Source organism: Actinomadura sp. NPDC048021 (assembly GCF_040653135.1).
Classification (GTDB): domain Bacteria; phylum Actinomycetota; class Actinomycetes; order Streptosporangiales; family Streptosporangiaceae; genus Spirillospora; species Spirillospora verrucosospora.
Genome location: NZ_JBEZJQ010000002.1, coordinates 372,540 through 391,988, shown reverse-complemented (window position 1 = coordinate 391,988; position 19,449 = coordinate 372,540). Strand labels below are relative to the sequence as shown.

The 19,449-nt window shown below is 69.3% G+C and carries 22 protein-coding genes and 1 tRNA gene; 13 read left to right on the top strand and 10 right to left on the bottom strand.

Annotation, left to right across the window (positions count from 1 at the left end):
* Positions 1 to 6: 6 nt before the first annotated feature.
* From AB0C87_RS05130 to AB0C87_RS05120, 3 genes are all read right to left on the bottom strand, one after another.
* Entirely contained in the window at positions 7 to 432 is a 426-nt protein-coding gene (locus tag AB0C87_RS05130; RefSeq protein WP_360576676.1) for a VOC family protein, read from the bottom strand.
* A 321-nt stretch (positions 433 to 753) separates the two neighbouring features.
* On the bottom strand, positions 754 to 1,257 hold the full coding sequence (locus AB0C87_RS05125) for a DUF1269 domain-containing protein (protein ID WP_345182827.1): 504 nt from the start codon (positions 1,255 to 1,257) through the stop codon (positions 754 to 756).
* Positions 1,258 to 1,808: 551 nt separating this feature from the next.
* Entirely contained in the window at positions 1,809 to 2,669 is an 861-nt protein-coding gene (locus tag AB0C87_RS05120; protein WP_360576612.1) for a dioxygenase, read from the bottom strand.
* 282 nt (positions 2,670 to 2,951) lie between these two features.
* Between AB0C87_RS05120 and AB0C87_RS05115 the strand changes: the two genes are divergently transcribed.
* Positions 2,952 to 3,689 carry a VOC family protein gene (locus AB0C87_RS05115; RefSeq protein ID WP_345182830.1) on the top strand — a complete coding sequence of 246 codons (738 nt, stop codon included), beginning with the start codon at positions 2,952 to 2,954 and terminating at the stop codon, positions 3,687 to 3,689.
* Positions 3,690 to 4,377: 688 nt separating this feature from the next.
* Here the strand turns inward: AB0C87_RS05115 and AB0C87_RS05110 are convergent.
* Positions 4,378 to 4,884, bottom strand: coding sequence for a transcriptional regulator (locus tag AB0C87_RS05110; RefSeq protein ID WP_353832193.1), 507 nt, complete (start codon positions 4,882 to 4,884; stop codon positions 4,378 to 4,380).
* 557 nt (positions 4,885 to 5,441) lie between these two features.
* Here AB0C87_RS05110 and AB0C87_RS05105 point away from each other — a divergent pair.
* From AB0C87_RS05105 to AB0C87_RS05095, 3 genes are all read left to right on the top strand, one after another.
* Positions 5,442 to 5,675: a hypothetical protein gene (locus tag AB0C87_RS05105; RefSeq protein ID WP_185029805.1), complete on the top strand. Its 234-nt coding sequence runs from the start codon at positions 5,442 to 5,444 to the stop codon at positions 5,673 to 5,675.
* Positions 5,632 to 6,573 (top strand): AraC family transcriptional regulator, encoded by a 942-nt coding sequence (locus tag AB0C87_RS05100; protein ID WP_345182832.1) that lies wholly within the window; start codon positions 5,632 to 5,634, stop codon positions 6,571 to 6,573. Before AB0C87_RS05105 ends, AB0C87_RS05100 begins: the two co-directional genes overlap by 44 nt.
* 111 nt (positions 6,574 to 6,684) lie before the next feature.
* Positions 6,685 to 7,629, top strand: coding sequence for a DMT family transporter (locus AB0C87_RS05095; RefSeq protein WP_360576611.1), 945 nt, complete (start codon positions 6,685 to 6,687; stop codon positions 7,627 to 7,629).
* An 81-nt stretch (positions 7,630 to 7,710) separates the two neighbouring features.
* Here the strand turns inward: AB0C87_RS05095 and AB0C87_RS05090 are convergent, their stop codons facing one another.
* The 3 genes from AB0C87_RS05090 to AB0C87_RS05080 form a co-directional block, all read right to left on the bottom strand.
* Positions 7,711 to 9,483, bottom strand: coding sequence for a M64 family metallopeptidase (locus AB0C87_RS05090; protein ID WP_360576610.1), 1,773 nt, complete (start codon positions 9,481 to 9,483; stop codon positions 7,711 to 7,713).
* A 143-nt stretch (positions 9,484 to 9,626) separates the two neighbouring features.
* Complete coding sequence (locus tag AB0C87_RS05085) at positions 9,627 to 10,418, bottom strand: SDR family NAD(P)-dependent oxidoreductase (protein WP_345182836.1); 792 nt, start codon at positions 10,416 to 10,418, stop codon at positions 9,627 to 9,629.
* 17 nt (positions 10,419 to 10,435) lie between these two features.
* Positions 10,436 to 10,645 (bottom strand): hypothetical protein, encoded by a 210-nt coding sequence (locus AB0C87_RS05080; RefSeq protein ID WP_360576609.1) that lies wholly within the window; start codon positions 10,643 to 10,645, stop codon positions 10,436 to 10,438.
* Positions 10,646 to 10,864: 219 nt separating this feature from the next.
* On the opposite strand from AB0C87_RS05080, the gene AB0C87_RS05075 reads away from it, so the two are divergent.
* On the top strand, positions 10,865 to 10,984 hold the full coding sequence (locus AB0C87_RS05075) for a DLW-39 family protein (RefSeq protein ID WP_345182838.1): 120 nt from the start codon (positions 10,865 to 10,867) through the stop codon (positions 10,982 to 10,984).
* A gap of 22 nt (positions 10,985 to 11,006) precedes the next feature.
* Entirely contained in the window at positions 11,007 to 11,711 is a 705-nt protein-coding gene (locus tag AB0C87_RS05070; RefSeq protein WP_345182839.1) for an HAD-IA family hydrolase, read from the top strand.
* A 243-nt stretch (positions 11,712 to 11,954) separates the two neighbouring features.
* On the opposite strand, the gene AB0C87_RS05065 is transcribed toward AB0C87_RS05070, so the two are convergent.
* The gene (locus AB0C87_RS05065; protein WP_345182841.1) at positions 11,955 to 12,881 is read right to left on the bottom strand and encodes an LLM class flavin-dependent oxidoreductase; all 927 of its coding nucleotides are present in this window, start codon (positions 12,879 to 12,881) and stop codon (positions 11,955 to 11,957) included.
* A 272-nt stretch (positions 12,882 to 13,153) separates the two neighbouring features.
* Here AB0C87_RS05065 and AB0C87_RS05060 point away from each other — a divergent pair.
* The 3 genes from AB0C87_RS05060 (at position 13,154) to AB0C87_RS05050 (ending at position 14,733) form a co-directional block, all read left to right on the top strand.
* Positions 13,154 to 13,229 (top strand) — tRNA-Ala (locus tag AB0C87_RS05060).
* Between the two features lie 342 nt (positions 13,230 to 13,571).
* On the top strand, positions 13,572 to 13,904 hold the full coding sequence (locus tag AB0C87_RS05055) for a glyoxalase superfamily protein (protein ID WP_360576608.1): 333 nt from the start codon (positions 13,572 to 13,574) through the stop codon (positions 13,902 to 13,904).
* Positions 13,905 to 14,214: 310 nt separating this feature from the next.
* The gene (locus tag AB0C87_RS05050) at positions 14,215 to 14,733 is read left to right on the top strand and encodes a hypothetical protein (RefSeq protein ID WP_360576607.1); all 519 of its coding nucleotides are present in this window, start codon (positions 14,215 to 14,217) and stop codon (positions 14,731 to 14,733) included.
* A 159-nt stretch (positions 14,734 to 14,892) separates the two neighbouring features.
* Here the strand turns inward: AB0C87_RS05050 and AB0C87_RS05045 are convergent, their stop codons facing one another.
* Positions 14,893 to 15,357: a hypothetical protein gene (locus AB0C87_RS05045; RefSeq protein WP_360576606.1), complete on the bottom strand. Its 465-nt coding sequence runs from the start codon at positions 15,355 to 15,357 to the stop codon at positions 14,893 to 14,895.
* Between the two features lie 348 nt (positions 15,358 to 15,705).
* On the opposite strand from AB0C87_RS05045, the gene AB0C87_RS05040 reads away from it, so the two are divergent.
* The 4 genes from AB0C87_RS05040 (at position 15,706) to AB0C87_RS05025 (ending at position 18,313) form a co-directional block, all read left to right on the top strand.
* Positions 15,706 to 15,975, top strand: a complete 270-nt coding sequence (locus tag AB0C87_RS05040; protein WP_353832179.1) for a hypothetical protein — start codon at positions 15,706 to 15,708, stop codon at positions 15,973 to 15,975.
* Positions 15,976 to 16,231: 256 nt separating this feature from the next.
* Complete coding sequence (locus AB0C87_RS05035) at positions 16,232 to 16,690, top strand: hypothetical protein (RefSeq protein ID WP_360576605.1); 459 nt, start codon at positions 16,232 to 16,234, stop codon at positions 16,688 to 16,690.
* Between the two features lie 52 nt (positions 16,691 to 16,742).
* Complete coding sequence (locus AB0C87_RS05030; protein WP_360576604.1) at positions 16,743 to 17,402, top strand: YdcF family protein; 660 nt, start codon at positions 16,743 to 16,745, stop codon at positions 17,400 to 17,402.
* Positions 17,403 to 18,037: 635 nt separating this feature from the next.
* Positions 18,038 to 18,313, top strand: coding sequence for a hypothetical protein (locus AB0C87_RS05025; protein WP_360576603.1), 276 nt, complete (start codon positions 18,038 to 18,040; stop codon positions 18,311 to 18,313).
* 24 nt (positions 18,314 to 18,337) lie between these two features.
* Here the strand turns inward: AB0C87_RS05025 and AB0C87_RS05020 are convergent, their stop codons facing one another.
* Positions 18,338 to 19,366, bottom strand: coding sequence for a hypothetical protein (locus AB0C87_RS05020; RefSeq protein ID WP_360576602.1), 1,029 nt, complete (start codon positions 19,364 to 19,366; stop codon positions 18,338 to 18,340).
* Positions 19,367 to 19,449 lie beyond the last annotated feature (83 nt).

Sequence of the window (19,449 nt, the reverse complement as noted above, 5' to 3'; positions counted from 1 at the left end):
CGGCCGTCAGCCGAGCTGCTCGGCCAGCGCGACGATGATGCCGTCGGGGCCGCGGAGGTAGCAGAGCAGGTGGCTGTCCTCGTACCGCGCCACCTCGCCGAGGAGTTCGGCGCCGTGGGCGCGCAGGCGGCCGACGGTGTCCACGATGTCGTCGACGGTGAACATGACGCGGTGCAGGCCCAGCGTGTTGGGCGGCGGGTTCTCCGGCTCCGCGCCGACCGTCGCGGGAGCGTGGTACTTCACCAGTTCCAGCCTGCCGTCGCCGTCCGGGGTCCGCATCATCGCGATGTCGCTCCGGACGCCGTCGAGTCCGACGGTGCGGTCCGCCCAAAGGCCCTCGATCTGCGCCTTCACTTCTTGCACCATGCCGAGTTCGACGAAGAACGCGACCGCGGCATCCAGGTCGTCGACGACGATCCCGACGTTGTCCATCCGCTGAACCGCCATGGTGGTCCTCCTTCGTCGCGCGGCCCGTCATGGCCGCTGGTGCACCTGGGACGGAGCCGGCGGGACGTTCTCGACATCGGGACGGTGCTGAATTTCAGGAACCTGGCCGTCGCCGCGGGCGGGCAGGCTCGTGCTCGAAGTCGAGGCTGGAGGAGCCGAAGAGACTGCTCCACATGGCAGGCTCAGCGCCCTTCAGGATCGGCAGGACAGAGGCCGGTTTCGAGGGTCTCGAAACCGGCCTCTGGATCATCGGCGTGCCCTGGTGCGTTCCGGTGAGCGGCGTGCCGCGCCGCCGGAGCCGGGCTCTCAGGCGGGCTGGGGCGCGCGAGCGGCCTTGACGGCCTCCCGCAGGTGCTCCTCCTGCTCGGGGGACAGCGAGGTCTGGATGAGCCTGCCGCCCAGCGGCGCCATCTCCGGGACGGCCTTCTCGGGATTGCGCTTGTCGATCAGGACGAACACGGCCGCGGCGCCGGGCGGCAGCTGCTCGCCGAGGTTGCGCATGAAGTCGTCGTCGATGCCCATGTCGCTCGCGGAGCCCATGGCCGCGCCGGTGGCTCCGCCGATGGCCATGCCGAGCAGCGGCATGAAGAAGATGAGCCCGATCAAGCCGCCCCACGCGGCGCCGCCGAGGGCGCCGCCCGCGACGAGGTTGCGGGCCTGGTGAAGCTTGATCTTGCCGTCCTGCCTGCGCTCGACGATGACGACGTCCGCGAGCTCGATGATGTGCTCCTTGTGCAGCTGGACGAGCTTCTCGCGCGCCTGCTCGGCGCGAGGCAGGTCGTCGTAGGCGACGGCGATCAGGTCGCTCATGTTTCCCCCGGTCGTGTCTCCCGCCCGCTGCCGGGCGCAGGAGGGGTGCGTGGTCGCTGTGTGCGGCGGTTCCCGGCGTGCCGATCACCCGCGCGATATGTCGGGATGTCCGGGAGAGTCCCCAATGCGTGGTCCACTGCAAACCATGAGCGAGGCGCTCTTGGACCTGGACAAGACAAACCGTGGGTTCTGCTTGACGTAAGCGGGCGGCGCGTCAGGCGGGCTTCTCAATGGCCGATAGCACTGGGGAGCCATGGGCGCCGACCCGCTTTGGGAGTCGGGCGCCCACTCGTTGCGCCATGCCCGGTGTGGAAACGTGGCGGCTGCCTGGGCTCCTTGGCTTTCGGTGCATTGAGATCGCGCATCGGTCTATGCGACCCGGAGCCGGTTATCCAGATAAGAGGGGTAGTTCTCCACAGGTTGTGGATAACCGAGAGGTCGGTGATGCCGATGAGGGCGGTGTTCACTTCGAACCCTGCCACATTGCCCTGCGGGAGTGGCGCTGCTGGCGCCGACCTGTGGCGCGGAGGGGAGCCAGAGCGCGGGGCGGGTCAACCGAGCTCTCTGCTCAGGACCAAGTCGAACTCGGCGTGGTGGAAGGGCGTTCGGACACCGTTCCGCGCGGCCGTCCCAGCGCCGGTCGACTCGGTGAAATCGACGATGAGGCTTTGCTTGACCGCGAAGACAGCGTCGGAGTCCAGGTAGGGGCTTCCTGCCACGAAGACGTGAGTGGTCAGCGGGGTGTGGCCGTCTGCCCGGACGATGAAATGGATGTGCGCCGGCCGATAGGGGTGGCGGCCGGTGGCCCGCAGGAACCGTCCGACCGGCCCGTCCGTCGGGATCGGGTAATGGCTGGGGAGGACGGTCCGGAACCGGAACCGCCCTTCGGAGTCGGTGTGGAAAAGGCCGCGCCCGTTGCCGGCCGGTTGGACCCCCGGCTGCTGGACGTCGTAGAACCCCTTCTCGTTGCACTGCCAGACGTCCACCTCGGCGTCGGACAGGGGCGTTCCGTCGCTGCTGAGGACACGACCGGCCACAAGGCACGGCGGCGCCTCACCGATCAGGTCGATGCTGTCGCCGAGCGCGCGCGGGGGCGACTCGACCATGTGGAACGGGCCGAGGACGGTGCTCTCCGTGCCGCCCTCCTGTTCGTTCAGAGTCTCCACCAGCATGGACACGCCCAGGACGTCCGACAGCAGGACGAACTCCTGCCGCGTGTCGGTGCAGGTCTGGCCGACGGCAGTAAGGAACCCGATCGCGTGCTCCCATTCGCGGATCGACGGCCGGACCTCACCGACGAATGCGTGCAGGTGGCGGGTGAGCGCGTCCAGCAGTTCGCGGAGTCGAGGGTCGGAAGTGCCGCGGAAACTGTCCTGGACGGCCCGCGTCGCAGTGTGCTCGTTGAAGTCCACGGATGCCTCCCTTTCCACAACCTGTGGAAAACTCTGGCGATGGGGACCACTTCACTTGCCGTGTGGTGCCCGCCGGGCGGTTGAACCGATCTCCGCGAGTTCTCCGCCCTGGTCACGCGGACCGCGTAGATGGTTCCGGGAGTGGCGGCGATCGCGGCACTGGTGATCGCGATGGCGAACATCATCCTCCACCTTCGCGGCCTGCGCACAGGGAACGGCGCGCCCGCATGATCGGCTGTAGTCAAACTTGACTAACGCCGACGGCCTTCCTAGGCTCCGACCATGGGTGAGAAGGCGATTCCGATCTTTCCGTGCAGGTCGATAGAGCTGACCTGGGACTTCTACAGCGCGCTCGGTTTCGAGCAGACCACCTGGCAGACGCGCCCCAATCCGTACCTCGCGGTCCGGCGCGGCGACGTCGAACTGCAGTTCTTCGGCTGGAAGAAGCACGACCCGGCCGCGTCCATGAACATGTGCTACATCACCACGACGAAGGTCGACGCCCTGTACGAGGCGTTTCGCGGCGGGCTCCGCGAGGCCCTCGGCCGGGTCCCGACCCGGGGGCTGCCTCGACTGAGCGCGTTGCGGGACATGTCCTACGGGGTCCGGCAGTTCCTGCTCAGCGACCCGGACGGGCTCCAGCTCCGCATCGGCCAGGCCATCTCGGGGGACACGCGGCACGCGCCCATCCCGGAGGAGCCGGTGGCCCGGGCCTTCCACATGGCCGCGCTCCTCGGCGAGTCGAAGGGGGACCATCGCGCCGCTGCCCGGATCCTCGATCGGCTGCTGCGGTCCGACGAGGCGCTGTCCCCGTCCGAGCGCCTCAAGGCCCTGGTCCTGCGCGCCGACGCCGCCGCCCACCTGGAGGAATGGCCTCTCGTCCGCACCCTCACGGCCGAGGCCCGCGTGATCGACCTGCCCGCCTCGTCGCGGTCGGGCGACGACCTCGGCCGCCTGGCCGATCTCGAAGCCGCCATCCCTGTCGACGGTCGGACTCCGCCCTCCGGAGACACGCGCTGACCGGACCCGCGCGGGGGTGAAGCCCGCAGGTGAGGGCCACTCGATGTCGATCGCCTCGCATCGATCGCCGGGCCGGCGGCCGGTGCGGAGGCGAGTCGATGTTCCGCCTCGCGGTGTCCCGGTGGACTGCCGAGTTGGGGACACGGTTGGGGATTACTGTGGGCAACTCTGTCCACCGGTCCTGTGAGGTTGTGGAAGGGATTCGCCCACAGGGTGTGAACGGGGTGTGGAGAACGCCCGCGCAGAGTGGGTTTTCCTGCTGGTCAGCGGCTTTTCCACGACGTGGACAAGTGAGCACGCGGGTTGGGGGCGAGCTGGGGAAGAATGTGGACGCGGAGCCGCGGGGCCGTACCCAGGTTGTGCACGATAGTTATCCACAGGTTGTGGATTCTGTGGACGGACGAGCGACCTCGGTCATGATGAGGAGGACGGCGGCGGACGAGCCGTCCGGACCGTGGAAAGCCCGGCTGTTCTGGGGATCCACCTGTGGACGCGACCCCGGAACGCCCTGCTGCGACGAGGTGGAAGATGTGTGCGACGGTTACCAACAGCCTGTGGATAACGGCCCCCAGGGGCACTCGCCGAGCCTCCCCGCGCCCGAAGGGAACGAACAGCCCCCGTACCTGTGGGTACGAGGGCCGGTGCTCGAGGCGATGCCGGAAGACGGCCCCGCCTGGGTGATGGGTCCCTACGCCGCGACGGCCGTCACGACGGAGGCGATGAAGATCCACCACCAGTGCCATGCCTGGTCGAGGGCGTACCGCCCCGTCCCCAGCACGGTGTTGTCGTCCTTGCCGGCGCGCGGGGCGCCGAGCCGGTAGAAGGCGCCCACGGCCTCGCCCTCGAGGCCCTTGAGCTTGTCGATGAACTCGGCCAGCCGCTGCAGGGGGTCCCTACGGTCGGCCCAGTAGTGGGTGACCGCCGATATCAGCTGCCCGAGGATGAAGCTGAACAGCGAGATCCGCAGGCCGAGGATCGCCCACATCATGGCGACGACCAGAGACGTGCAGACGGTGTAGGACGCCACATGCCGCAGGCATGCCAGGCGCCCCTTCCACATCTGGTCGCCGTGCAGACCCTTGTCTCGATCCTGGACATCGGTCTGGACCCAGTGGTCGCCGACAGCGTGCGCAACGAGCATCGAACCCAGAACGACCACGAAGGTCAGAGCGGTGACGATCTGGTCCGGAGACATGTCTCACCTCACGGTGTTTCAGTTACCGGCCCGGGGTGACCCCGGGCGACCGGCTCCGAGCGCCGGCTGATCAATACCGTTCCACAGGCGATCCCTGACGTGTGGCCATTTCGTGACCACCCCGCGACGAATACGTAGAAGCCAGACTCGAAGCGGGCACCGGGGTGGGGCGGGGCGCGCGGTCACCTCTGTCCGCTGGGGTGGGCAAGGCGCAGGAGGGCAGGAGGTGTGTCGTCACTCGAAGGAACTGGCCGCGGAATCGTGGCGGTCGAGGGTTGATGCCTGGGGCGCGGGAGCCGGCGAGGTGGGGATCGCCAGATGGGCGGGGCGGGGCCCGCGAGGTCGGCAGGTGTGATCGGGATGAGGTCGCGGGGTGTTTTCCGTTGGTCTGTTCATGACCCGTGTTTCTCGGCTCGGCGCCGTGGAGGCGAGCGGCTCGCCACGCCCGGCGGCACGGTGGTTTTCGCGCTCCGATTCGCCCGGAGGCGGTGCCGGCCCGGGCAGGAAGGCCGCTCCGACCTGCGAACATTTGTTCGAACGCGTGCTACTCTCCCCGCATGGGGCAGTTGCTGAACGAGCCGGTCCGAGCCGAGCACGACCCGGCGGGGCGGCTCACCGCGTACGAGTGGCGGGGGACGCGCTACGCGGTCGACGCGGTGCTGAAGACCTACGGATCGGCCCAGGAGGGCAGGGTCTACCGGTTCCGGGTCACCGGCGCGGAGGGCGTGGCCGTCGTGGAGCTCGGTCGTGACGAGGACCGCTGGCGGCTCCGGCACGTCTTCTCGGCCTGACCGGCGGCCGGGCGGCGCGAGCCTGCTCGACGCCCGGGGAGGCGACCGGACGCTGTGGACGCGGGTGGGCGGCATCCAGGGCGCGCCGCTCGATCTGCTGACGGCCCGCATCGGCCGCCGGCACTACGCGCCGCACACCCACGACGAGTACGCCATCGGCGTCACCGTCGACGGCACGGAGACGATGCTCTACCGGGGCGAGAGGATCTACTCGGCGGCCGGCAGCGTCGTCGTGGTCGAGCCGGGCGAGGCGCACACCGGCGGTCCGGCGCGGCCGGAGGGTTTCGCGTACCTGTGCCTCTACCCCGCCGCCGAACTGCTGGGCGCGGCGACGACCGCCGAGGCCGGCCCGGCGCCGGCCTCACCGCACTTCGCGCACCCGATCATCGACGACCGGGGTCTCGGCGAGGCGCTCCGCCTCGCCCACCATGCCCTGAGGCTCGGCGCCGACCCGCTTGAGGGCGAGTCGCGGCTGCTCGGCGTGCTGGCCACGCTCGTCCGGCGGCATGCGGCGTCCGGCCCGAAGGCGGTCCCGGCCCACCGCAGGGCCGAAGCCGGACGCATCGCGCGGACGGTCGCGACCCGCCTGTCCGACGAGCTGACCGCCCCGCCGACGCTCGCCGAGGTCGCCGCCGACCTGGGGCTGTCGCGCTACCAGCTCCTGCGCGCCTTCCGGGACGCGATGGGCATGCCGCCGTACGCGTGGCTCGCCCAGCACCGGGTGGCCCGCGCCCGGGCGCTGCTGGACGCGGGCCACCGTCCGGCCGAGGCGGCGACGCTCGTCGGGTTCGCCGACCAGGCGCACCTCACCCGCTGGTTCCGCCGCGTGCTGGGCGTCACCCCGGGCGTTTACCGCAACAGCGTTCAAGACAGCACATCTCGCCGACCTCGATTCTGAACGTCCGCCCCGGGTCGGACCCGGGTGCCAGGGCCGATCGCGAACGCGCCCGCTCCGCGCAGGTCCCGGGGCGGAGGCGGCCCGGGCGGGCGGTCGAGAACGGAGGTCGGGTTGAGTCGCCGCGGCTGGATGCTGTTCGCGCTGATGAGCGTGCTGTGGGGCATTCCCTATCTGTTGATCAAGGTGGCGGTCGAGAGCGTCTCGGTCCCCATGGTGGTGTTCGCGCGCACCGCGCTGGGCGTGCTCGTCCTGCTGCCGCTGGCGCTCAGGGCCGGGCGGCTGGACGTGGTCCGCCGCCACTGGCGCCCGCTCCTGCTGTTCACCGCGGTGGAGATTCTCGGGCCGTGGGCGCTGCTGTCGGACGCCGAGAACCGGCTGACCAGCTCCATGACGGGCCTGCTCATCGCCGCCGTCCCGATCATCGGCGTGGTGCTCGCCCGGCTCACCGGGGACGCCGAGCGGCTCGGGCCCCTCCGGTGGGCGGGCCTGCTGGTCGGCCTGGCCGGCGTCGGGGTGCTCGCCGGACCGCACCTCGGCGGCGGCAGCGCGTGGGCGATCGGCGAGGTCATGCTGGTCGCGGTCGGGTACGCGATCGCCCCGATGATCGCCACCCGGCGGCTCCAGGACCTTCCGAGCCTGCACATGGCCGCGTTCTCGCTGGCCATCGCCGCGCTCATCTACACCGGCCCGGCGATCGCCACCTGGCCGAGCGCCATGCCCGACGGGCGGGTCCTCGCCGCGCTCGTCGCCCTCGGCCTGGTCTGCACGGCGCTGGCGTTCATCGTCTTCTTCGAGCTCATCCGGGAGGTCGGCACGTCCCGGGGCATGGTGTTCACGTACGTGAACCCGGCCGTGGCGGTCGCGGCCGGCGTCGTGTTCCTGGGGGAGCCGCTCAGCGGGACGATCATCGCGTCGTTCGTGCTGATCCTCGGCGGCTCCGTTCTCGCCACCGCGCGCCGCTCCCCCGCGGCCGCACCGGTGCCCCCGCCTGACGACAGCACCGCCGCACCCGAACCGGCCACGAAGCCCACGCCGGAACCCGCGCCCGAACGCTGACCCCACGGCCCTGCCCCCCGAGTCACAGCGCGGTCCGGGACCGGTGCGAGGAGGGGCAGGGCCGGTGCCAGGTGCCGGGGCTCAGCGGAGGGTGGCGATGAACTTGCCCGCCTTGCCGACGTTCCCCGCGGGGTCGATCGCGCGGTACTCGATGGTGTGGCGGCCCTTACCGAGCTTGCCGTAGGTGAGGCTGTCGATGACCGTGCCGTTCTCGGTGAACCGCCAGGGAGCGGACGAGTCGGTCGGCCAGCCGAAGTAGTTGAACCAACCGTCGCCGTCCACGCGGAACTCGGAGACGACCACGCCTGGACGGTCGTCCGCGCCGGTGAGCCGCATGGTGAAGGGACCGTCGAAGACGTACTCGGGCGTCCGTCCAGGACGAACCTGGCTCTGCGCCGCCTTGGACAGCTCGTACGCGACGACCGGCGCCTGCGCGTCGATCGTCCATGTGCGGGTGTTGGAGCCGACCCGAGCGACCAGCGTGTGCGTGCCCTTCGCCAAGCGGAACCGTCCGAGATCGATGTCTCGGTCGCCACCCCGTACGGGGCGCCCGTCCAGTACCCACTTCACCTTGGGTGTGCTCTGCACCGGGTGGGTGGTCTCCACGTAGACGACGGAATCGCTTCCTACTGGCGTCTCCGTGGGCGTGGACGAACTGAAGTCGACAGGCACGTTCTCAGGCGGAGTGCTCAGGCCGGTGTCGACCGTCCATGTGCGCACCTGCGTGAGTGCGGCGGACGACCGGATCGCCGGGTCCCGGACGAAGCCGGTGGGATCGGTGACAGTGGCCTTGACCGTGTGCGTGCCCTTCCTCAGGTGCTGCCTGGCCAGGTCGAGGTTCGCGCCGTGCCCGACGGTCTTTCCGTCGACCGTCCATGCAACGGACAGAGGATGGCCGGTCGGATGCATCGTTTCGACCCACAGCACACGGTCGTCGCCCACCGATGCGTTCGTGGGCGTGTTCGCCTGGACGAGGTTGACCTTGCCTGAGATCCGCTGGGTCATCCGTTCACGCGCGACCTGGTCGTAGTAGTAGCCGAGCGTTTTCATCATCGAGTGCTGGCTCGGCCTCCACACGCCCTTACCTGAGTAGAGGCCACCTTCGTACCGCCCGATGGTGCCCCCGGCCTCGCTCCGTTCCCCGAGCCACCGCCACCACTTCTGCTTCTGTGCCTTCATCTCCTCCTCGGTCAGAAGCGTGTGATGGATGGAGGCGGGCTCAGGGCCGGTGTACGTCCCACCAGGGACCCCTCGCTGGTAGTAGTCGTACTCGTCGTCCAGCCCACCTAGCGAGTGGCCGAGTTCGTGCGGTGCGATGAGAGCCGACATGGCGTTCCCACCGGACGCCGTCGCATAGGCGCCCCCTGCACCGCCATAGGTGTCGCTGTTCGCGAGCGCGAGGATCTGACGGTTTCCTACAGTCGTGCCTTGGACGAGATCCGCATACGTCTTGGCGGCCGCAGAGTTCATGACGAGAAGGCGCTGAATGCCGTCCTGTCTACAGCCGCTCCAGAAGGCCATGCTCAAGGGCGTCGTGCGTCGCGGTGACGACAGCGCCGGGTCACAGCTCACGCCGGACTCGCCGGACGGGATTTCCACCGCGTACACGTTGATGTAGCTGCGATACGACTTGAACGGCTCGATCGTCCACAGGTCGTTGAGGTGCTTGGCGAGGTGCGCGCGGAACTTCGGCATGTCCGCCGCCGTGTAGCCGTCACCCAGCACCACGAGATTGAAGCGCTTCGCGGGATCGCCGGTGACCTGCACCGGCACCACGGTCGCGTCCGCGGGTTCCGCCGCCCGCGCGGGCACCGACACCAGCGACAGGACGGCCGCGGCCGCCGCCCCGATCACGATTTTCCTGCCCGTCCGCATGGCGCAGACCCTCCTCGCGCGGGGGCGCGCGGCGGGCGGGATAGGGCCCGGCCGCTGCGCCGGCTCGTCCCGCTGATCAAGCGGGCCCGTCCGGATTATCGCTGGAAGATCCAGATTTGTCGCTACCGCTTGCCGCGCTGCCCGTCCGCGAGGCCCTGCGAGATCCGGTGCCCGCCCGCGCGCCGCTGCACGGCCGCCGACAGGACGGGCGCGACCCCGCCGATCCGCGCGCCGATCCTCAGCCCGAGCGGCGCCACGTCGATCTCCGCGATGTCGCGCTCGACGGCCCGGACGGTCGCGCGCGCCACGTCCCGGGGCGACCGCGTCCCGATCCCCTTGGGCAGGGTCACGCCCGCTTCGGCGAACATGCCCGCGTCCCGGATGAAGCCGGGGAAGACCGTCGAGACACCGACGCCGTGCGGGCGCAGATCCTCACGCAACGCCAGGGCGAACCCCCGCATACCGAACTTCGTCGCGTTGTAGAGGGACGCGTGCCCCGACGCCGTCTTGCCGGCCAGCGACGAAACGAAGACCAGGTGACCGCGGCCACGATCGGCCATCTGCGCGGCGGCGAGCTTCGCCATCACGATCGGCGCACGCAGGTTCACGTCCAGCGCCCGGTCGATCTCCCCGATCGAGTACCCCGAGAGCAGCCCGGACGCCGGCAGCGCCGCGTTCGCGACCAGCACGTCCACCCGGCCCGCCTCGTCCAGGAGGCTCTCGGCCGCCGCCCGGTCCGCGAGGTCGGCGACGATGGCGCGGCCGCCGAGCCGCTCGGCCAGCGGTTCCAGGACGTCGGCCCGGCGGCCCGTCAGCACCAGCCGGGCGCCGCGACCGGCGAGGGCCCTCGCCAGCGCCTGGCCGATCCCGCCGGTCGCGCCGGTCAGCAGGACGTTCGCTCCGCGCAGATCCATCCCGCGATGATGGCGGATCACATTCCGATGCGCCACAGCAGAAGGATGATCGACGAGAGCACCAGCCCGGCGGTGCCGAGCGGTACGTCGCCCCACGCGATCACGGCCGCGCACGCCGTGGCGGTCAGCCCCGCGACCAGCACCAGACCGCGGCCCCCGGACGGACGCTCGTCGGGCACGTCCGGCTCCAGTTCGCGCTCCCAGTGCCGGAAGTCGTCTTCTGCCATCCGCACTCCCGAAGGTCTCCACCCGGATTATGCGGCCGTTCCGGCGTTCCGACGAGAGCAGGAAATGCGAGGCTTTTTCGAATGTCTCGTCCGGGGAGGGGCCCTTCGGTGCTGATCGCCCGGCCGTGGTTGCTAGGCTGCGGAGAGCCTGGGGGAGGCAGACTCTGATCAGCCGTCCCCGGTTTCTGACTTGATAGTCGAAGGTGAAGGGGTCCCACCGTGAAGAAGCTTCTCGTCCTCGCCGTCGTCGCCCTCGGTGGCTTCGCCGTCTGGCGCAAGCTCCAGCAGGACCGCGCCGAGCTGGACCTGTGGACCGAGGCCACGTCGTCCGACAGCTGATACGCCGGCGACAGGCCCCGGCGTGAACGAAGCAGAGCCGATCACCGTCGCCTGCCTCGATCTCGCCGGGACCACCGTCGCGGACGGCGACACCGTCGAGTGCGCCTTCGCCGAGGCGATCGCCACCCTGGGGATCGTCTCCGGCACGGCGTCCTACGGCCGTGCCCTCGCCCGCTTCCGCGACGCGCGCGGCGGATCGAAGATCGGCATCTTCCGCTCGCTCTTCGACGAACCCCGCGCCCGGGCCGCGCATCTGGCGTTCGAGCGGTCCTACCACGACCTCATCGACCGGCGCGGCCTCACACCCGTACCCGGCGCCGACGACGCCCTCGCACGGCTGCGCGGCGCCGGTGTCCGCGTGTGCCTGCTCACCGGCTTCGGCCGCGGCACGCAGGCCCGCGTCCTCGACGCCCTCGGCTGGTGGGACCGCGCCGACCTGACCCTCTGCCCCGAGGACGTCCCGCGCGGCCGGCCGTGGCCCGACCTCGTCCTGACCGCGGCCCTGCGCCTCGGCGTGGACGACGTCCGCCACATCGCCGTCTGCGGTGACACGGCGGGTGACATGCTCTGCGGCCGCCGCTCCGGGGCGTCCGTCGTCGCCGGCGTCCTCACCGGCGCCCACGACCACGACCGCCTCCTGGCTGCCGGCGCCACCCACGTCCTCCCCTCCGTCGCAGCCCTCCCGGACCTCATCCTCCGCACCCCGGCCAACGCCGACCACGGATAGCCGGGTACGCGCGGAACCGAGCCGCCGAGGTCGTGCCAGACGAGGGCCTCCAGCATCCAGCGGGATCCACGGCGAGCCGGGAGTCGCATCTCGCAGCGAGATGCGACAGCCAACGACGGACGCACCCGCCCGAGCGACTAACGGAAGCCGACGCCCGTTCGTTGGCCACCGCGGATGCGCTTCGCGACTGGCCCCGACCGCCCGACCGCAGCGCCTGTTCGGTTCATTCGACAGCCGAAAGGGCTAGCGCGAGCTCAGCAATGGGCGCACGGTCGTGGCGATGCGTTCCACCTGGTCGAGCTGGGCGTCGAGGGACGGCGCGGCGATGCGGAAGACGAGGTGCTCCGCGCCCGCCTCCAGGTACCGAGCCAACGTGGCGGCCACATGTTCGGCCGGACCTGCGACGATCGCCTGGATCGTCCGCACCGTTTCGTACGGCAGGCCGTAGGTTGATCGGCAGTAAGCGTCGAGCTGCCGTTCCACGCCCGTGTCATCGCTGATCAGCACGGTGACGAACAACGCCGGCGTGACCGCGTCCTCAGGACGGCCCGCCGACCGCACCGTCGCGAGGCCCGCCCGGTAGTCGGCGGGATCGGGCGGGTAGGGCAACCACCCGTCGTAGAGCCGTCCGGCACGCTCCAACGCCGAGGGGCTCGCGCCGGCCAGCCAGATCGGCGGCCCGCCCGGTCGGTAGGAGGGTGTGGATTCAGGCAGCTCGTCGAAGTGCAGCACCTTGCCCTGGAACGCACGCTCGCCCGACCACAACGCCCGCCACAGGGCCACCGTGTCGTCCAACCGTCCGAAACGGCGCTCCCACGGCACTCCGGACACGGCGTACTCAATCTCCGACCTGCCGGGGAAACCCGCACCCACGGCGACGATCAGGCGTCCCGCGGACAGATGGTCGATGGAGGCCAGCGTCTGAGCCGCCACCACCGGCCGTCGGAAGGCGGGCAGGAGAGCGGCCGTCCCCAGCGTGACGCGTTCGGTCGCCGATGAGAGGGCGGCGAGCATGGCAAGCGGTTCGATCCGCGGACCGAGCAGAGTGTCGTTGGCCCAGACCGAGTCATAGCCGAGGCGTTCGGCCCGGACGGCGAAATCGACCAGCTGGCGGGCGTCATCCCACCGGGCCCGGTCGGTGGGGAGCAAGATCCCGAGTCTCGTGTCCATGGGAAAGGATCGTGGCCTCTACCAGGAGTGACGACAATTCCCTCGAAGGCATGAACCACTCGACACGGGGGCGGACGGGGAGTGAGACGTCCCTCCTGGCCGACGCATCCACGGCATCGCCCCACCGACTGACCCGCGCCCCGCCGAGGACGAGTAACCTCGTCGAGGCCTCAGCGCCCGCCCAGCCTCGAAAGCCTGCGCTCCGCCTACGGTGTACGATCGTCACCGGTCACGCCATCGAGCGTCACCGCAGGTCAAGTAACACAGGACCAGGGGCCTTAGCTCAGTTGGTAGAGCACCGGCTTTGCAAGCCGGGTGTCAGGGGTTCGAATCCCCTAGGCTCCACCAGCCAAAACGCCCCCGCCCAGACCACGGGCGGGGGCGTTCGTGCGATTAGCGTGCCATTAGGCACCGAGACCAGTGCCCCGGCCTCACCATCATCGTCGTCCGACGCGCGAGCAGCCGTGATCAAGGGGCGGCGGCGCTCAGGCCGCTGCGCGGCCCGGCGCCAGGCCGCCTGGAGCGTGCGGCGTGGGTGCCGGTCACCGGACGGCCGCGCCGTGCCACGCCCGCCGGCCCCGCCCCGACCGCTCACCGCAAGGTCGCGCCGCCACTCTGACGTCTAACGCCAAGTCCCTCCAGCGCCGCATCAGGCAATGTTCGCCCCGGGCGGTCTGCGACGATGGCGCCATGGACGAGGAAGTCATTCCCATTCTTCGCGTGGAGGATGCCGCGGCAGCGGTTGCCTGGTACGAGCGTCTGGGCTTCGCCAAGCAGTGGGAACACCGCTTCGAGCCGGGACTTCCCGCCTTCGTCGAGGTCGCTCGGGGCAGGGTGCGGTTGTTCCTGTCGGAGCACACGGGAGATGCCCGCCCCGACACGTTGGTCTACCTTCGCGTTCACGACGTCGAGGCAATCGCCTCCGAGTTCGGTGTGCAGGCGGAGGATGCTCCGTGGGCGCGTGAGATCGAGTTGCGCGACCTCGATGGCAACCGGCTTCGGGTCGGCGCGCCGACGGAATAGCACTCGTCGGCAGCACGCGGCAGGGAGGCTAGCTGGTGGCTGTGCGAGTACGCATCAACAGGGCAACGACGCCTGATGCGGCACTGACCCGTTCGGCGACGAGCACCAGGGCGTGACTGTGGTGGAGCACCGTTGGAGATTTCGGGGAGTTGCCGGGAACCCCGTGGTTCCCCAGACTTCTTTCGCTTTCGTGGCCGTTGGGGGCCCGATTGCTTCGTCTTCTTGGCGTTCGTCGGCTCGCCTTGGGAGTTCGCCTCTGCACAGGGCGTGAGGGGCACGGAGCTCAAGTTCGCGACGCCACAATGTGGCCATGGACGCAGGACTTGCCGCCCTCCTTGGTGCTGCCGTCGGCTCCCTCACCACTCTGGGTGCGGCTGTCGTGAACGGCCGGACGCAAGCACGAACACAACACGTCCAGTGGCGCCGTCAGCATCGACGCGACGCCTATGCCGCCTACCTCAGTGCTCTCCATGACCGCGATATCGCCATGGACGCGATCCTCAACGCGCTGCAGGCGGAGGCCCTCGACCTGCCCGAACTGGACGGGACAGTGCGGCACTTCATCGCCCGGGCCCGTGATGTCCACCGCGCCGCAGAAGTCGTCGTCCTCGAAGGCCCTCCCTCCCTCGTCGAAGCAACCGACCGGATCGCCGAGGAGTCCCGCGGCCTGTCCGAGGTCATGCAGCGCATGGTGAAGGACGCCCACGCAGGAGACACCAGCGAGAGAGCGGAACATTCCGCTACCGCCTCAGCGCGGGAGCGGCGGCTCTACCGGGCAGTCAGTGAGTTTCGTGTCCAGGCCCGCGGCGTCCTTGGCAACGCCGATTAACAGTTCATGCGGGTTGCTTGCGGGCTGAGCTGGAAGGGGGGTGGGGTCCCGTCGCGAGCCGTCCGGATCTGCACCAGGCGATGGTCGGGGTGGGAAACGAGCACGAGGACCCGGCGGTGTGCCGCCGGGTCCTCGCAGGTGGCCTGGCGGCCACGCGGCTTAGCGGTCGAGCCGTGACCAGGCCACGATGGAGCCGATGGCCATGGAGCAGGCACAACCGAAGCCGAACAGACCGCCGACGTAGAGGTTGTAGAAGGTGTCGCCGGGGAGGACGCGGTCGAGGAACGCGAAACCGCAGACACCCCCGACAATGCCCCCGACGAAAAGGTTGACGACCGCCGGGACGACGACGTCCCAGAAGCCGAGCGCATAGGGTGCGAAGAAGTCGGCACCCTCGATCAGGTTGCTGACGCCGTTCGCGAGGACCACGAGACCGGCGCCCGCGACAGCGCAGCCGACAAGGGCGACGGCGGCCACGGGGCTGAAGATGCGGTCCTGGTCGCCGCTGTTCATGATGGCGGTGCAGACGCCGGCGATGACGGCGTCCGCCATGACGACAAGGACAGCACAGATGACAGCGCTGCGGACGAGGGCAGCATTGCGGACGGACATGATTCGCGTCATTGGATGACTCCCGGTTTGCGGCACGCGCAGTGCGCGTGACTCGATTCGGGATCTACCGTCCAGCGGGGCGCGGAACGCGCACGGGTGTGTCGTGCCACGGGCACAGGCCGTGCGTGTGAAGGCTGCCGGCCCGAAGATGTGGTGGGCGTGTTCGCTCTGATGCCACCATGCCGGGGTGTCCATCGAACAACGGCGCAAATGAGTCGGCGACCGCCGGGCCGATTGCGTGCGACGCAGTACGGCAGGCGTGCCGAGCTCTCTCCAAGCGTCCCTGACGGAGTGCCCGTCAAGGTTCTGCGGGAGATCACGCAAGCCTCACGGGCCGGGCGGTGTCCGGACGTCGAGTCGATGACCACGGCGCTCACGGCGCTGAAATGGTTCCTCCGGCAACCGGGCCGGAGGCTGACGGCGGAGGTACATCCGACGTGCCCGTGTCATGATCCGCGGGAGGCGCTGGACACGCTGCACGAGATCGTCGCGGTGCTTCCTCCACCCTCCCGACGCCAGGTCCTGGCGATCGTGACGCCGCTCGCGGAGCAGTATCGGGCCCGCACGCTCCATGATCCGTCCACGCCGGAAGACCGGCCATGGTGGCGACGGCGCATCGCCGAACTCTGAACCGTTATCGAGAGCAGTCGGAGAAGGCCATGGCTGCTCGGTTGGCACTGGCCATCGCATCCAAGCGGTGGCACGCCTCCCGCGTCGTTGGAAGCCGCCGGGTTGACGCCTGCCTTGTGCAGCGCGGCAGGCCGCTGTCGCGGTGCGTGCCCGGTCGGCCGCGGAATGAACACGTTGGAAGCTTTGCAGGTCGCACCGGGGAAGTGGTACCGCACAGATCTAGCGGAACTCCCGTGGTCGCCGTAGGGTTCACCGCGTGATCAAAATTGGAGGGCGCGCGCTGCGCCTGGCCGCTGTCATGCTTCCCACTTTGACGCTGACGACCGTGTTGGCGTCCACCGCGCCGGCGAACGCGGCAGGCCCCTCGTGCGGGTCGAAGTACGCACTGCGCAGCACCCATTCGATTTACGTGAACTCCAAGGTCCGCGGCTACCTCAAGGTCTACTACAACTCCTCCAACGGCTATAACTGCGCGCTGGCCGTCCGCAAGGGCTCGACGTCGCTCTACAGCATCAAGCTCAAGCTCTGCGTCTACAACGCCGCCCGTACCAAGTACGGCAACTGCAAATACGACGGGTACAGCAAGCGGAACCACTGGTACTCCGGTCCCCTCTACGTGTACGCCCGCCATCGATGCCTGTACGTCAGGGCCTTCATCAACACCGATGGCGCGCACAGTGGAACCCTGACCGGCAAGAAGGTTCACTGCGGCTGATCGGCGTCGACCTCGGCTGCCCGGTCACCGCGCAGGGTGAGGGGGGAGGCCGGTGTCCGGGACGGTGCTGCCAGACGTCTACCGCGCCGATGTGGAAATCCTGTGGGACTACCACGACCTGCATCACGCGATTCGGCCTACCGACGTCGGCATCGGGCTCGGTAGTCATGATCTCGGTGTCGCCACCTTCGCGGCGGAGCTCTACCTGGAGGGGATGTTCCCTCGGATCGTCTTCACCGGGGCCAACGCCCCGACGACGATCGAGCGGTTCCCGCGAGGTGAGGCCGTCCACTACCGCGATCACGCCGTCGCGCTCGGCGTGCTCGCTGAGGCGATCCTGGTCGAACCCGAAGCCACCAATACCGGCCAGAACATCGAGTTCACCCGCAGGCTGCTCGCCGGCCGCGGGCTCGCAGTCCGCTCAGCGACGCTGATCTCGCGGCCCTACCAGCAGCGCCGCGCGTACTCCACCGCCGAGAAGCTGTGGCCGGAACTTGAGATCGTCTGTGCGTCGCGACCGCTCCCGCTGGACGAGTACATCGCGAGCATCGGTGACGTGAAGCGTGTCGTCGACATGCTGGTGGGTGACACGCAGCGCGTCATGGTCTACCCGGACCGAGGATTCGCCACCCCGCAAGACATGCCGGCAGAAGTCGAAGCGGCCTACCGTCGTCTGGTCGAGGCGGGCTTCACCGCCAGGCTCGTCCCATAACCGTCTCGTCGTCCACGTGGGCACCGGGGCGTGCCCGTCCCGGGCGTCGCCGGCTTCCGGCCGTTGATGGGACCGGTCCCTCCGCGGGGGGCGGAGGGACCGGCTTGTCGGTCAACCGCTCAACCGGCCTGGCCCGGACGTGGGCCAGGAAGGGCTGGAACTAGCAGCTGTGACCGTCACACACCGAGCAGTACGACACCTGGCAGAACATGCACGTGACCTGCTTGTGGCCGGGCTGGTCGCACGCCCGGATGATCGGAGGCGTTCCCGTGGGCATGGGAACGACCGTCGACCACCCCGTAACAATTAACAGAGGCACTCCCATGAGCGGAGAGCCGGTGCGCGTGTTGTCCATCTATATCTACCACCTTGTTCTCTGGTTTTAGCCCCGAGACACCGAGGCAGCACCGGGATGAACCGGGCTAATAGAGGACAGTGTGGATTCAGGGCATATGGGCAAGTCCTTGGGCGAGCCGAAATCTGTTCGGGTTCGATTCCTCGTTCTCGCATGAAGTGGACGGCCCGAACTCGTAACATTCCTCTTGCAAGAGAGCGTGAATATGTAATGCGATGAGCCACGTGCTGGTCGCCAGTGGCTTGGTTGCTGGCGCTTGGGGTTGCTCTTCCGTGGGCGGGTGCGGATGAATCTGGCTGAGGCCAAACGGGAGTACCGGGAGGTGCTCGAGGCGTTCGCCGGTTCGGACGAGGCGGTTTCCGAGGCTCGGCTGGCGGACGTCCAGCGGCTCTTGGACGGTGTGCGCAAGCGTGCGATGCGTCAGATCGACCAGTACACGACGCGTAGGTTCCTTTCCGTCAATCAGCGGCGGGGCATGGTCACCAAGCTGGAATGGATCCACCAGAAGGCGCATGCCGAGGTGCTCGCCATCGCGGCGAAGCGGCGCGGGGAATGATGCTGGGCGGCCCCCGGCGAGGTCCTATGCCGGTCGCGAGCGGTTGCGACCGTATTCAGCCAGGGCGTGGAAGGCCGCCTTGGGCTCCCAGGGCATGTCCGGGTAGGTGGTGCCCTTGTCCGGGAGGACCTTGACGATGCCGAAGGACGCCCTGTCGAAGTCGAGGGCGTCGGTGCCGGCGTGAGGCAGGTCGTAGCGGGCGAAGGTGTAGACGAAGGCCGCGTCGATCCCCGAGTTCTCGAAGATGCCGAGGAGTTCGCGCAGGTAGTCGGCCTGCTCCTGCTCGTCGCGGACGACGGGGCGGGTGAAGCGGGCGGGGCGGGCCCGGTCGTTCCATTCGATGACCTCGTCGCCCCGGCTCGCGATGGCGGCGGCGCCGCGGTAGGCGGCGCAGCCGAACTCGGTGACTGCCGCGGGCCTGCCGTGGGCGGTCAGGGCCCGCAGCCCGGCCGGGAGCTGGTCGGCGTTCTGCGCGTCGCGGTAGCCGGCGTCGGTGGCGACCACGTCGAACGGTGTCCAGTCGACGCCCTCGAAGGGCAGCGAGGCGTAGCCGACGCGGCCGCCGAACTCGGCCCGCACGGCCGCGACGGCCTTGCCGAGGAAGGCGTTGATCGCGGTGGGCAGGGTGGCCAGCGCGGCGCGGAGCCGCTGCGGGTCGGAGAGGACGGCGGCTCTTTCCTGGAGGGTGTCGCCGGGGAGGAAGCCGGCGGTGCAGATGGAGATCTCCGAGCCGGTGAGGAAGACCACCTCGGCGCCGGTGCGGCGCAGCCTCTCCGCGCGGGCGGCGCTGTCGGTCAGGAAGTCGAGCAGTTCGTCCTGGCTGAGGTCGTTGGTGAACGGGCAGTACCAGACTTCGAGCCCGGCGTCGGCGGCGAGGCGCGCGGCCGTCTCCAGGCGGTCGCGGTCTCCGCCGGTGATCCGGACGGCGTCGCAGTGCAGGTCGTCGCGGATGATGGCCATCTCGCGGCGGACGGTGGCCGGGTCGAAGGGCTCGCGGGTGGTGGTCCCCGCGCTGGTGAAGCCCGTGTCGAAGTTGATGCCGAGAGCGCGCATGGTCGTTCCTTCGCGTCGAGATTAAGGTACGCAACGTACCCTAAATTGTGGTGTTTCTCCGCTGGAGGAAGGGAATTGAAGTA